The following is a 13,098-nucleotide window of genomic DNA, read 5'->3' on the forward strand; positions in this document are numbered from 1 at the left end:
GAGCGCAGCGTAGTGCAGCAGACGCACTGTATTACACTAGTGTCCCATGACTGACTTGAAGACGACCGCTGGCAAGATCGAGGACCTGAGCGCCAAGCTCACCGAGTCCCGGGCGCCGCAGGGAGAGGTTCCTGCGGCCCGCAGCGCCATCGAGGCGCTCTTTGACGCCGGATCCTTCGTGGAGACCGACGCGCTCGCTCGCCACCGCTCCACCGAGTTCGGCCGCGAGCACATCCGTCCTTACACCGATGGCGTCGTCACCGGCTTCGGCACCGTCGATGGCCGCAAGGTCTGCGCCTATGCGCAGGACGCCTCGCTTTTCGACGGCACCATGGGCGAGGTCTATGGCGAAAAGGTCACCAAGCTTTATGACCTGGCCATTAAGACCGGCGTGCCCATCGTCGCACTCGTCGCCAGCGATAAGCCCCGCGCCCAGGAGGGCATTGTCTCCTCCGCCATGCAGGCCCGCATCCTGGCCCGCGCCACCACCGCTTCCGGCCTCATCCCGCAGGTCACGGCGGTCTACGCGGACTCCAAGGAGGCCTCGCTGGTGGCCGCGCTGTCGGATGTCGTCATTGCTCCGGACGGCGACCTGCAGGCGGATGGGGAGCACGAGGTGAACGTCGCCAAGCGCGTGCTCTCCTACCTGCCTTCCAATAACCGTGCCGCCGCTCCCCGCACCGACGCCACCATCGTTGCGGGCTCTGTGGAGGAGAACATCACCGACGCCGACCACGCCCTCGATACCCTCGTGGGAGATGACGGCGCCGTCGATCTCGCGGACGTGGTCACCGCCACCTGCGAGGATGTTTTCGAGCTCGGCGCCCAGGTGCGCGGTGCCTTCACCGGCTTCGGCCGCGTGGAGGGACGCACCGTGGGCATCATCGCCAACCGCGACTCCTTCGATGCGGAAGCTGCCGCTAAGGCCGCGCGTTTCATCCGCCTCTGCGATGCCTTCAATACCCCCATTATCGAGTTCGTCGATACTCCGGCGCTGGATGTGGAGAAGGCAGCACTGGCCAAGCTGGTGCACGCCTACTCCGCGGCGAGCGTAGGCAAGATCAGTGTCATCGTCCGCCGCGCGCACGGCACCGGCTACATCGCTTTCGGCTCCAAGGAACTCGGTGCGGACCTGTCCTATGCGTGGCCGACGGCCGAGATCTCAGTGGCCGATGCCCCTGCACTGGCCGCAGAGCTAGAGCTGAGCGAGGAGGAGGCCGCCGCCTACCTGACCCCGTACCAGGCCGCTGAGCGTGGTCTCGTCGATTCCGTCATTACCCCGGCAGCCACCCGCGGCTCCCTCATCGAGGGCCTGCGCCTGCTGGATCGCAAGATTATTCCAACCCTGCCGAAGAAACACGGCAATATCGTTTTGTAGAGGTTTCCCTATGACCGCTTCCCTGTTTACCGTTCTGCGCGGCAACCCCACCGACGCTGAGGTGGCGGCCCTGTCCACGGTGCTCAGCCAGCTCGACTCTGAGGCGCGCGCCAAGGCCGCCGATATCCGCTCCGAGCGCGACCTGTGGGGCCAGCCGGGTGACGTATTCAACCCGTCCGCCTTCCGCAACGTCCGCTACTACTAAGCGCATGCGCCTGGTTCTAGCTTCCCAGTCCCCCTCCCGCCTGTCCATCCTGCGGGGTGCGGGCGTGGAACCCGTCATCGCCCCGGCCCACGTGGACGAGCGGGCCATCGAGGAGCGCCTGGCGGGTGCTGAGCCCGCCGAGATCGTCTGCGCCCTCGCCACGGCTAAAGCCGAGGCTATTGCTCCTGACTATCCTGAGGACGTCGTGGCGGGCGGGGATTCCATGCTGCTTCTCGACGGCTCCCTCCAAGGCAAACCCCATACCCCCGAGGCCACCGTGGAGCGCTGGCACGCGCAGGCCGGGCGCGCCGCGGAGCTCATCACCGGCCATTGCGTGCTGCGGGGCGATAAGCGCTTCGTAGAAGCCTCGCGCACGACGGTGCACTTTGCCCAGGCTTCGAACGCCGATATCGAGGCCTATGCCCGCACCGGCGAGCCACTCGAATGCGCCGGCGCCTTTACCTTGGAGGCCCTCGGTGGCTGGTTCATCGACCGCATTGAGGGCGATCCCTCCTCCGTTATCGGCCTTTCGCTACCAGTGCTGCGCCGCGCGCTGTATTCCTTTGGGCTCAACGTTTCCGATTTCTGGGCTCAGCACTAATTCTGGGCGAGCCCTTCTAGTTCCGGGCGAACCTTCCAGGTTCGCCCCTTCAAGGTTCGCCCCTTCCTGGTTCACCCCCTCTGGTGGCCGTGGCGCCACATGGCTAGAGTGGGGCGGCATGGAAATGAAAGATATGCTCGCTCCCCCGCCCATCAAGCTGCCCGCCGATCCGGGTGCTGACAGTACCTCCAATCTCACCGCAGGAATTGTCACCCACCCGGATTCCCCGCTGCTCTGGGCTCTGCTGGCGGAACAGGAACTAGACAAGAACAAGGGTGCTGAGCCCACCGCTTTCATCACCGCCTACGCCTATGCGCGTACCGGCTACCACCGCAGCCTCGACCGCCTGCGCGGCAATGGTTGGAAGGGCTGGGGCCCTGTCCCCTTCTCCCACGAGCCCAACCAGGGTGTGCTGCGCGCGATTGCCGCTCTGGGCCATGCTGCAAAGGCCATCGGTGAGGACGCGGAGTATGACCGCATCCGCCAGATGCTTTCCGACGCCGACCCCGAGTCCGTCGCCGCGCTGCTGGACTAAGCAGCTCGGCCAGCCCGACTGGCTAGGAACAACGCCGCTCTGCTCGCCGCGTAAACCGCGGCGGCCCCTGCATAGAAAAATCCCGCGGACCTCGAATACTGAGGCCGCGGGATTTGTTTGTCTGCCCTACAGCAGCGCGGAGAGTGACTTTTAAGCCTTATCGCCATCCGCCTTGGCAACCAGATCGCCGGTGTTCTGCGCGGTGCGGATGTTTGCCACGAAGAACTCCAAGATCAATCGGAACTGGATGACGTAAAAAAGGAAGGTGATTCCGCCGAAGATCACAGCACCGAGGAACGCAAGGATTCCCAAAAGAACGCTATCAGCGAAAAACGCGAAGGAGAAGAGGATCGTTCCTACCCAGAAGACTGCTGACAAAATGACGAGCAGCATATAAATGAAGGACGAGAACTTCAGGGTGATAAAGTTGCTGAAAGAGAAGTCAAATAGCGCCTTGAAGAATCCCGTGCCCTTGGAAGAACCGCCATTCGGCGCAGCCTGCTGCGGGTACTGATTCTGCGGGGAGGCCGCAAAGGGCGAGTTCTGCTGGCCAAAGCCCTGCTGCTCCTGGGTGCCGAAACCTTGCTGTCCTTGGGAGCCGAAACCTTGCTGCTCCTGTGCACCGAAGCCCTGGTTCTGCTGGGAGTAGCTACCAAAACCGGACGTGGAGTTGGAGTGAGAGGCCTGGCTACCGAAACCATTGCTTGACTGCTGCCCAAAGCCATGGCCCTGGTTGGATTCCGTCTGCGCACCACCGCCAAAGCCGTCGTTGCCATAGCCGTTAGTGCCGTAGCCGTTGTCGCTGTGGCTCTGGTTCGAGTTCGTCGACTCAGCGGCATGCTCGGCGCCAGCACCACTATCGGTGTTGTAGGAAGCATAGGAGGCGCCAAAGGAGTCCTGGGTGGAGTGGGTGTCCTGGTCCTTAGCGGACTCGGATGCGGGCTCAGCAGAAGCAAAGCCTTCGCTAAACGTGCTGTCCTTAGCTTCGCGGTCAGTGTCCGGCTGCGAATCCTGGGAAGAGGCGCTACCAAACGAGGAAGTCTCAGCGGAGTTCTCGGAGTAATCGCCGTATCCTGCCTGGCCACCCCAGCCAAAGCCGGAGTTCGAATCCTGGGCATTCCAGCCAGACGCCGAGCTATCCTTGTTGGACTGGGGGCTGCCGTAGCCGCCAAAGCTACCGAAGTTATCGTTCCCAGAGTTCTCGCCGTGGGAACCGTTAAAGCTGTTATCGCCCACGTTGCTATCGCTGTTGTCGGCGTTCTCACCAAACTGGTTGGGGTTCGTCATTATTCCTTAGACCTTTCGGAGAATCATCGAATTTCGCAGCACGCTACAGCACTACACTGGCGCAATTTTTACCCCTTCGAACGTACCTGAGATCTCGCTCACCGGCAGCCCGGCTCGGGGAATAAGCCCCAAGAAAATGCAAATTTCCCCTGCCGCGGCAGGGGAAACTCGATAAGGCTAGCGCGAAAATAAACGCTTATGCGTGCTTGGCCTCCACGCGCTTGATGGCTTCAGCCGCCACCTTTTCCTGGATGCCCATGTCCAGCTCAGAGGTGAAGCCCACGCAGGAGCAGTTGATCTCACCAAGGACATAGGTGTCTTCGCCGTTCTCACCGTCCGCCAGCATGAAGTCTGCGGTCCAGATCAGTGGGATGTTGTCACCACCGAGCTTCTCTGCAATGACCGGGCGGACCTCAGCGAACATGTCGACGAGTTCCTGCCATTCCTCCGGCTTCTGGTAGGTGTACTTGGCACCGGAGAACAAGGTCGCGGAGAAAGCGTCACCGCCCTCAGCCGGCTTCTTGTGCACCACGAAGACCGGATCCGGGCCCACGAGAAGAATACGAATCTCGCCTTCAACGATGCGCGGCATGAAGCGCATGTCCACGAGCATGCCGTTGTCACCCACGATGTACTGGTCGCAGAAATCCATAAACTCGCCGAGCTCGCGCTCCTCGGTGTGGTTGTCCACAGCCTCGGTGCACTTGATCTTGGTGTCGAGAGGCAGTGCGGTGCCCGGTTCGACGGACTCGGCCAGCTTCTCGTCGGCAAGGCGCACGCGCCAGATGCCGGAACCAGTGGAACCGCGGTTCTGCTTGAGCACGCGCTCGCCGTAGGACAGGGAGGCCGGGAAGGTCTTGTGGAAGGACTCGACGTCGTAGTAGGCGGCGGTGTCAGCCGGAACCAGGTCCGTGTCATTGAGCTTAACCAGGGCATCCTTGGCGCCGTAAGCCATCATCTCGTACGGGGTGGACATGCCGACCAGGCCGGCGTCGGACAGCTTGGTGAGCAAGTCGAAGTAGCCTTTCTCACCGCCCGGGATGTTGCCCGGGTTCACGCGGGAAATGTAGGCATCGAAGTTCTCAGATACATACTCAAAGAGCTTCTCAGACCACTCGGGACGGTAGAACACGACCTCTGCGTGCCAGCCTGCATCCTTGATGCAGTCGACGATCGGCATGGTGTCCTTACGGTGTCCATTGATCTGCTTGTCGGATCCGCCCTCGACCTCGAAGACGACGATTGCCTTGTGCACAGTGCTTCCCTTTCGCTAGGGGGTTAATGAGTGTCACTTCTTAAAATAACCCAGGTGAGGCCTGTTCGCTCACCTGAAGAAGCGACGCCAAAATGCGATAAAAGTCGAGCTTAACGCAGTTTTTAGCCCCTGACCTGCACACTTGTTATAACCAGTGCACGCGAGCTGGCGCCCTACGGCATAAAAATGTATCCAACACCACAAAGACCCCTCCCCCGTGACCACTTTTCGGCCGAGCGCGCTAGAGTTGAAGCGAACGTTTCCCCTTAACGAGAAAGGCAGGTGGACCGTGGCCGAATTCGACCCGAATCCCCCTTTCCAGGAGTACGCGCACCCTGAGCGCCTCGTGTCCGCACCGTGGCTATCCGCGCGACTGGGCATCAACGGCCTCCACGTCATCGAGGTCGATGAGGATTCACTCCTCTACGATATCGGCCACATCCCCACCGCTATCCGTATCAACGTCCAGACGGAGTTGCTCGATAACACAACGAGGGACATCATCAGCGCGGAAGATTTCACAGCCCTCCTTCGCTCGAAGGGCATCGAGCGCGATGACACCGTCATCCTGTACGGAGACAAGTCCAACTGGTGGGCTGCATTCGCCCTGTGGATCTTTGAGCTGTACGGCCACGAAGACGTGCGGCTTCTCGATGGTGGCCGGGATGCCTGGATGTCCGAGGAACGCGATACCTCGTTTATGGTCCCTGACCCGACCCCTTCCTCCTACCCTGAGGTTTCCCGCGAAGAATCATCCCGCATCTTCGTCGACGAGCTGCGCGGCTCCACCGCCACGGTGGTCGACACCCGCAGCCCAGACGAGTTCTGCGGCGAAGCTGCCCTCAAGAACGGAACTGGTGAGTCTGCCTACGGCACCACCTTGACCCACGGTCACATCCCAGGCGCCATCAACCTCGAGTGGGATCGAGCGGTCTACCCCAACGGCTGCTTCCGCGCGCTCAGCGAGCTCAAGGTCAACTATGGCGAGCTAGAGCCCGCAACGGAAACCGTCCTCTACTCGCATGTCGGCGCTCAGGCCGCACACACCTGGTTTGTACTCAAGTACCTGCTCGGCTTCGACAACCCGCGCGTCTACGATGGCTCGTGGGCAGAGTGGGGCAACATGGTTCGAATGCCCGTTGAGCGTTAAGAACACACCGAATTAACCCCGCATCCACGCTGGTGCGGGTTTATTTTTTGACACGAAACCAAGATGTGAAGGTATCCTCATGTTTTGGTGTGCAAGAATAGTACGCAGTCCTATCAGAAAAAATGGAGGAGGGTTCCTGCCGTGGCAGTTGAAACCAAGAACATCACCAAGGTCCTCGTGGCCAACCGCGGTGAGATCGCGGTCCGCGTTATCCGCGCGGCTCGCGACGCCGGCATCGCATCCGTAGCGGTCTACGCTGAGCCAGATGCTGACGCCCCATTCGTCACGCTTGCCGACGAAGCCTTTGCACTCGGCGGTCAAACTTCCGCAGAGTCATACCTCGACTTCAACAAGATTCTCGACGCCGCCTCCAAATCCGGCGCCGACGCCATCCACCCCGGCTACGGCTTCCTCTCCGAGAACGCCGATTTTGCCCAGGCCGTCATCGACGCGGGCCTGACCTGGATCGGCCCCTCCCCGAAGTCCATCGCCGACCTGGGTGACAAGGTCACCGCCCGTCACATTGCCGAGCGTGCTGACGCTCCCATGGCACCGGGCACCAAGGATCCCGTCGCCAGCGCAGAGGAGGTCGAGGCCTTCGCCGACGAGCACGGTCTACCGGTTGCCATCAAGGCCGCTTTCGGTGGCGGTGGCCGCGGCATGAAGGTCGCCCACACCCGCGAGGAGATCAAGGACCTCTACGAGTCCGCCACGCGCGAGGCCGTCACTGCTTTCGGCCGTGGTGAGTGCTTTGTCGAGCGCTACCTGGATAAGGCCCGCCACGTCGAGGCTCAGGTCTTGGCTGACCAGCACGGCAATGTCGTCGTCATGGGCACCCGCGACTGCTCCCTGCAGCGCCGCTTCCAGAAACTCGTTGAAGAAGCTCCTGCCCCCTTCCTCACCGATGAGCAGCGCGCCTCCATCCACGAATCTGCCAAGCGCATTTGCCGCGAGGCCGGATACTACGGTGCCGGCACCGTGGAGTACCTTGTGGGCGCCGATGGCCTCATCTCCTTCCTTGAGGTCAACACGCGCCTCCAGGTGGAGCACCCCGTTACCGAGGAAACCACTGGCTTCGACCTCGTTCGCGAGCAATTCCGCATCGCCGAGGGCCGCGAGCTTTCCATCTCCGAGGACCCGGCTCCGCACGGCCACGCCATCGAGTTCCGCATCAATGGCGAGGACACCGCCGCGGGCTTCATGCCAGCCCCCGGAACCGTCGCCACGTACTCCGAGCCTTCCGGCCCGGGCGTGCGCATGGACTCCGGCGTGCGCGAAGGTTCCGTCATTGGTGGCCAGTTCGACTCCATGCTGGCCAAGCTCATCGTCTGGGGCCCGGACCGCGCGACTGCCATTGCGCGTGCACGCCGCGCCCTAGCCGAGTACCGCATCGAGGGCCTGCCCACGGTTATCCCCTTCCACCAAGCAATCCTCACCGATCCTGCCTTCGTCGCCGAAGACGGCAACTTCACGGTCTACACCAAGTGGATCGAGGAAGAGTGGGTAAACGAACTGCCCGAATACACCGACACCACCGAGGCCCCCGAGGACGAAGAACAGGAGGCCGCCCAGAAGTTCGTCGTCGAGGTGGGCGGCCGCCGTATCGAGGTGGCCCTGCCGGGCAACCTCCTCTTGGGCGGTGGCAATAAGCGCAAGAAGTCGAAGAAGCGTCGTGGCAAGGGGGCGTCGGCAAACGTGTCCGGCGACACCGTGACCGCGCCGATGCAGGGCAGCGTCATCAAGGTCGCCGTCGAGGAGGGCCAGGAAGTGGAAGAGGGCGAGGTCGTCGTCGTCCTCGAGGCCATGAAGATGGAGAACCCCGTCAAGGCCCACAAATCCGGCACCGTGACCGACCTCAAGGTATCCACCGGCACGCAGATCAACAAGGGCGAGCCGATTCTGGAGATCAAGTAGTTCGCTAATGCGTCTCTGCCGGCAGAGAACAGCGCAAAACTGCGACAAACCTTGCCTCGATTAGCACTATTAAGTACTCTTTGACGTGATACCCCGGTGGAGCTCTGCTCCGGGTTACTTACCCGCTGAGTACTACTTACCGGGGTGCTGTTTTGCCGCTCCGGGGGGATGCAGCAATGGCGCATCAGGATTGCGCCACCAACTCCCCTCGAGTCACTCAGTTAGTGACTAAATTCAGAGATCAAGTAGCCTCGAAAGGCATGAGCGTTAACGATTCCGAGTTCGGCGTACGGTTGGCCAAGGAGCACGACCGTACCTACCTCTCCCGCCTTCTTTTCCTCGCCGATGTCCTCGGTGACGAGGACGCCCATATCGGGGACTTCCACACGCCTGACGTGGGGCTGTACGTCGATGAATGGTCTCCCCATGTCGACGGCGGCGTCATCGCTGTCTCCAGCCACCGCGTGCCCGTTGGTGGCGCGTGGCTGCGCTACTACACCACTGAAGCGAAGGGTGCTGCTTACACCGGCAATCCAGAGGCCGATCCTTTTGATGAGTCCCAGTGGGCCACCGACCTGGATCCGGAGGAAATCCCCGAGCTCTTCCTTGCGGTGGAGTCCCGCTACAGGGGCTTGGGCGCTGGGCGACGCCTCCTGCGCAACACCTGCGACCTCGCCGAGGCACAGGAGGCGCCCGCGGTATCGCTGTGGATTGAGCCGGAGAACACCGGCGCCCGCAAGCTTTATGAATCCGAGGGCTTCGTCGACATCGACGTCCCGGGCCGCCCGGATGCCCACGTGATGCTCAAGCGTTTCTAGCACCGCAAGCCGACAAAAGATGTCGACTATACTCGACACTTCCTCGGTTTCTTCTAAAAGTGTCGACTATACTCGACACCTTTCGCGGCGCGCCTACGGCAGCGCGAAGAGCGACGTTGCTCACCCACCGCGGATCCAAGTCGGGCCACAACGACGGTTTCCGTATAACGCTGCACGTATCTTCGCGAAAACGCGACTAGCTTCTTCGCTCCCCTCGCAACGCGCAACGTCTACGTGCCTCCATCGACATGCGGGAGGCGTCTGATAAAAGGCATCAGTCAAAAGGCGTTTTCACGGCTGAAAACGCCTTTTACTCAGTGCAGATGGCGTTTTTGGACCCAAAGATGCCTTCTGCCAGATGCCTTTTGCGAGGCGCCCTCCTGACTTAGGTCAATGTAGTGAGGAAGAATCCCATCCCACCGCCAAAACCACCAGGGAGCAGCGCCAAGAATGACGCTGCTCACCCATCCATGACCTAAGCCGGTCTTTAGTTGATGACCGCGATGAGGTCGCCGCCCTCAACCTTGGTGGCGGCGCCGATGGCGACGCGCTCGATGGTGCCATCCTTGGTGGCGGAGATGGAGGCTTCCATCTTCATGGCCTCGATGACGGCGATCTGGTCGCCGGCCTTGACCTCGTCACCCGGCTTGGCGGTCGGGTTCACCACGCCGGCAAACGGTGCGGCCACGTGGCCCTCGTTGGACGGGTCAGCCTTCTCCACGGTGGCGACAGTGGACTCAACGTTGTTGTCGCGAACCTTGAGCGGGCGGATCTGGCCGTTGACGTTGAGTACGACGTTGCGGATGCCCTTCTCGTCCGGCTCACCCATAGCATCAAGACGCAAGGTGATGGGCTTGAGGTCTGCGCGGTCGTTGGAGCCCTCCGGGAAGTGGTGGACAATGTAGTCCTTACCTTCTTCCAGTCCGTAGAAGAAGACGGTATCCGTCAGCGCCTCGGTATTGCCGTAGGTGCGGCGGAACTCGTTGAACTCCTCGAACTGCTTCGGGAAGAGCAAGCGGTTGAGGGAGGCACGGCGCTCGGTGGAATCATCCGAACTCAGGTGCTTCTTCTCCTCTTCGGGGACGGGCTTGACGGCGACGTCGCCAGGCGCGCGGCCCTCCAGGACCTTGTCGCGCAGCGGCGGCCAGCCACCCGGAGGCGTACCGAGCTCACCGCGTAGGAAGGCGATGACGGAATCCGGGATGTCGTACTTGGTGGGGTTGGCCTCGAAGTCAGCCGGGTCCACGCCAGCACCCACGAGGTGCAGAGCGAGGTCACCGACCACCTTGGAGGACGGAGTCACCTTGGTCGGGCGGCCAAGCATCTCGTTCACCGCAGCGTAGGTGTCCTCGATAACCTCGAAGCGGTCCTCCAAGCCCAGCGCAGTAGCCTGCGCGCGCAGGTTGGACAGCTGGCCGCCCGGAATCTCGTGGCGGTAGACGCGGCCGGTCGGTCCAGGAATGCCCTTCTCGAACGGCTGGTAGAGCTGGCGTACTGCCTCCCAGTAGGGCTCCAGGTCAGAGACTGCCTTGAGGGAAATACCGGTGTCACGCGAGGAGTTGGAGAATGCCGCGATGATGGCGGACAGCGATGGCTGAGAGGTGGTTCCCGCTAGCGGTGCGGAGGCACCGTCGACGATGTCCGCGCCAGAGAGGGCCGCCGCGTAGTAGGTAGCCAGCTGGCCACCCGCGGTATCGTGCGTGTGCACGTGAACCGGCAGATCAAACTCCTTGCGCAGAGCCATGACCAGCTTGGATGCGGACTCCGGACGCAGCAGGCCTGCCATGTCCTTAATGGCCAAGACGTGGGCGCCGGTGTTGACGATCTCTTCGGCCAGCTTGAGGTAGTAATCCAGCGTGTAGAGCTTCTCATCCGGGGAGCACATGTCGCCGGAGTAGGCCATGGCAACCTCGGCCACGGTGGTGTTGGTCTCTAGGACGGCGTCGATAGCCGGGCGCATCTGGGTGACGTCGTTTAGCGCATCGAAGATACGGAAGATATCCACGCCGGACTTAGCAGCCTCCTGCACGAAGCCGGTGCACACATCGTTGGAGTACGGCGAGTAGCCCACGGTGTTGCGGCCGCGCAGCAGCATCTGGATGTTTTGGTTCGGCATGGCCTCACGCAGCAGATCCAGGCGCACCCACGGGTCCTCCTTGAGGAAGCGCATGGCGACGTCGTAAGTAGCACCACCCCACGCCTCCACGGAGTAGAGTTCCGGGGTCATGCGGGCAACGGCCTCAGCAGCCGTGACCAGAGCGGTACCGCGCACGCGGGTAGCCAGCAGGGACTGGTGAGCATCGCGGAAGGTGGTATCGGTGACCGCCAGAGCATCCTGCTTACGGATCTTTTCTGCCCACTTCTTCGGGCCCAGCTCCAGCAAGTCGTCACGGGAACCGCGCGGCAACTCGGAGTTAAAGTCCAGATCCGGCAGCTTATCGAAGGGGCGCAGGGTGGTCGGACGCTCACCGTTCGGCTTGTTGACGGTCACGTCAGCGATGTAGTCGATGATGCGGCCAGATTCGTCCACAGCCGGCGGGGCCTTCAGCAGGTCCGGGTGCTCCGGAATGAAACTGGTGTCCACGCGAGTGTTGACGAAGTCCGGCTCGCGCAACAGAGCGCGCAGGAAGCCGATATTGGTGGCCACGCCGGCCACGGTGAACTCGTTGAGCGCGCGCTGCGCACGGGCCACGGCTTGCTCGAAAGTGACACCGCGGCAGGTCATCTTCACCAGCAGCGAGTCAAAGTTCGGGGAGATCTCCGCGCCGACGGCCGTTGCACCGTCGAGACGCACGCCCGCGCCGCCCGGCGAGCGGTACTGGGTCAGCGTGCCGGTATCTGGGCGGAAGCCGTTAGAGGGGTCCTCAGTGGTGATACGGCACTGCAGTGCCGCGCCGGTGATGTGGATATCTTCCTGCTTGAGGCCCAGCTCCTCCAGGGAGAGGCCCGCGGCAATCTGCATCTGGGACTTCACGATGTCCACGCCCGTGACCTCCTCGGTCACGGTGTGCTCCACCTGCACGCGCGGGTTCATCTCGATGAAGACGTGGTTGCCCTTCTCATCGACGAGGAACTCGACGGTACCGGCGCCTTCGTAGTTGATGTGCTCGCAGAATTTCACGGCGTCCGCACAGATGCGATCTCGCAGTTCCGGGTCCAGCGTCGGCGCCGGGGCGATCTCCACGACCTTCTGGTGACGGCGCTGCACGGAGCAGTCGCGCTCGTACAGGTGCATGACGTTGCCCTGGGAGTCAGCCAGAATCTGCACCTCAATGTGCTGCGGGCGAATGACCGCGGTCTCGAGGTAAACATTGCCATCGCCGAAGGCGGCCTCCGCCTCGCGGGAGGCCTCAGCGCACTTGGTCTTCAGTTCTGCTTCGTTCTCGATGAAGCGCATACCGCGGCCGCCACCGCCGGCCACTGCCTTCACGAAGACGGGGAACTCAAAGTCCTTGGCGTACTCCGCCAGCTTGTCGACGTCCGTCGAGGGCTTCGAGTCCTTCAACGTAGGCAGCCCTGCTTCCTCAGCTGCAGCCACAGCGGCGGCCTTATCGCCGGTCAGGTCGAGGGTCTCAGCCGTGGGGCCGATGAACTTGATGCCGTTGTCACGGCAGGCGCGAGCCAAATCTGCACGCTCTGAAAGGAAGCCATACCCCGGGTAAATGGCATCCGCACCGGACTTCTTGGCGGCGCGAATAACCTCATCGATATCGAGATAAGCCTTGACCGGCTGACCCTCGGTACCGATACGCACGGCTTCATCCGCGAAGGCGCGGTGGAAGGAGTTGCGGTCTTCTTTGGGATAAATTGCAACGGTCTTGGAACCGACCTCAAAGGCGGCGCGGAAGGCACGCACGGCAATCTCACCGCGGTTGGCCACCAAGATCTTGGAGAAGGACTTGTGGGCGGTATCAGACACTAGGAGTGATCCTTTCAGATAGGAACAATACGAAGA

The 13,098-nt window shown here is 62.0% G+C and carries 10 protein-coding genes; 7 read left to right on the top strand and 3 right to left on the bottom strand.

Features of this window, described 5'->3' with window-relative positions; all coding sequences use genetic code 11:
- Positions 1-46 precede the first annotated feature (46 nt).
- The 4 genes from HMPREF2781_RS03160 to HMPREF2781_RS03175 all read left to right on the top strand — a co-directional run bounded on the left by HMPREF2781_RS03160 (position 47) and on the right by HMPREF2781_RS03175 (position 2,719).
- A complete protein-coding gene (locus HMPREF2781_RS03160) occupies positions 47-1,378 on the top strand; it encodes a carboxyl transferase domain-containing protein (protein WP_070644359.1) in 1,332 nt (443 codons plus the stop codon).
- 10 nt (positions 1,379-1,388) lie between these two features.
- Positions 1,389-1,583, top strand: a complete 195-nt coding sequence (locus tag HMPREF2781_RS03165) for an acyl-CoA carboxylase subunit epsilon (RefSeq protein ID WP_070644361.1) — start codon at positions 1,389-1,391, stop codon at positions 1,581-1,583.
- A 4-nt stretch (positions 1,584-1,587) separates the two neighbouring features.
- On the top strand, positions 1,588-2,184 hold the full coding sequence (locus HMPREF2781_RS03170; protein WP_070644362.1) for a Maf family protein: 597 nt from the start codon (positions 1,588-1,590) through the stop codon (positions 2,182-2,184).
- Positions 2,185-2,302: 118 nt separating this feature from the next.
- Positions 2,303-2,719 carry a DUF3151 domain-containing protein gene (locus HMPREF2781_RS03175; protein ID WP_070644364.1) on the top strand — a complete coding sequence of 139 codons (417 nt, stop codon included), beginning with the start codon at positions 2,303-2,305 and terminating at the stop codon, positions 2,717-2,719.
- A 150-nt stretch (positions 2,720-2,869) separates the two neighbouring features.
- Here HMPREF2781_RS03175 and HMPREF2781_RS03180 read toward each other — a convergent pair whose 3' ends face one another.
- Both HMPREF2781_RS03180 and HMPREF2781_RS03185 read right to left on the bottom strand, forming a co-directional pair.
- Entirely contained in the window at positions 2,870-4,006 is a 1,137-nt protein-coding gene (locus tag HMPREF2781_RS03180; RefSeq protein ID WP_070446381.1) for a DUF4282 domain-containing protein, read from the bottom strand.
- Positions 4,007-4,202: 196 nt separating this feature from the next.
- Positions 4,203-5,261, bottom strand: a complete 1,059-nt coding sequence (locus HMPREF2781_RS03185; RefSeq protein ID WP_010189357.1) for a Cj0069 family protein — start codon at positions 5,259-5,261, stop codon at positions 4,203-4,205.
- Between the two features lie 289 nt (positions 5,262-5,550).
- On the opposite strand from HMPREF2781_RS03185, the gene HMPREF2781_RS03190 reads away from it, so the two are divergent.
- The 3 genes from HMPREF2781_RS03190 (at position 5,551) to HMPREF2781_RS03200 (ending at position 9,143) form a co-directional block, all read left to right on the top strand.
- Positions 5,551-6,411, top strand: a complete 861-nt coding sequence (locus HMPREF2781_RS03190; RefSeq protein ID WP_070446383.1) for a sulfurtransferase — start codon at positions 5,551-5,553, stop codon at positions 6,409-6,411.
- A 141-nt stretch (positions 6,412-6,552) separates the two neighbouring features.
- Positions 6,553-8,325, top strand: coding sequence for an ATP-binding protein (locus HMPREF2781_RS03195; RefSeq protein WP_070644366.1), 1,773 nt, complete (start codon positions 6,553-6,555; stop codon positions 8,323-8,325).
- Between the two features lie 260 nt (positions 8,326-8,585).
- Entirely contained in the window at positions 8,586-9,143 is a 558-nt protein-coding gene (locus tag HMPREF2781_RS03200; protein ID WP_070644368.1) for a GNAT family N-acetyltransferase, read from the top strand.
- Positions 9,144-9,630: 487 nt separating this feature from the next.
- Here the strand turns inward: HMPREF2781_RS03200 and HMPREF2781_RS03205 are convergent, their stop codons facing one another.
- A complete protein-coding gene (locus HMPREF2781_RS03205; RefSeq protein WP_070644370.1) occupies positions 9,631-13,062 on the bottom strand; it encodes a pyruvate carboxylase in 3,432 nt (1,143 codons plus the stop codon).
- Between the last annotated feature and the right edge of the window lie 36 nt (positions 13,063-13,098).

Source organism: Corynebacterium sp. HMSC062A03 (assembly GCF_001811145.1).
GTDB lineage: Bacteria > Actinomycetota > Actinomycetes > Mycobacteriales > Mycobacteriaceae > Corynebacterium > Corynebacterium aurimucosum.

Excerpts from the sequence above, each read along its gene's own strand:
- HMPREF2781_RS03200 (WP_070644368.1), top strand. The coding sequence starts at position 8,586 with ATGAGCGTTAACGATTCCGAGTTCGGCGTACGGTTGGCCAAGGAGCAC.
- HMPREF2781_RS03180 (WP_070446381.1), bottom strand. The coding sequence starts at position 4,006 with ATGACGAACCCCAACCAGTTTGGTGAGAACGCCGACAACAGCGATAGC.
- HMPREF2781_RS03165 (WP_070644361.1), top strand. The coding sequence starts at position 1,389 with ATGACCGCTTCCCTGTTTACCGTTCTGCGCGGCAACCCCACCGACGCT.
- HMPREF2781_RS03175 (WP_070644364.1), top strand. The coding sequence starts at position 2,303 with ATGGAAATGAAAGATATGCTCGCTCCCCCGCCCATCAAGCTGCCCGCC.
- HMPREF2781_RS03170 (WP_070644362.1), top strand. The coding sequence starts at position 1,588 with ATGCGCCTGGTTCTAGCTTCCCAGTCCCCCTCCCGCCTGTCCATCCTG.
- HMPREF2781_RS03160 (WP_070644359.1), top strand. The coding sequence starts at position 47 with ATGACTGACTTGAAGACGACCGCTGGCAAGATCGAGGACCTGAGCGCC.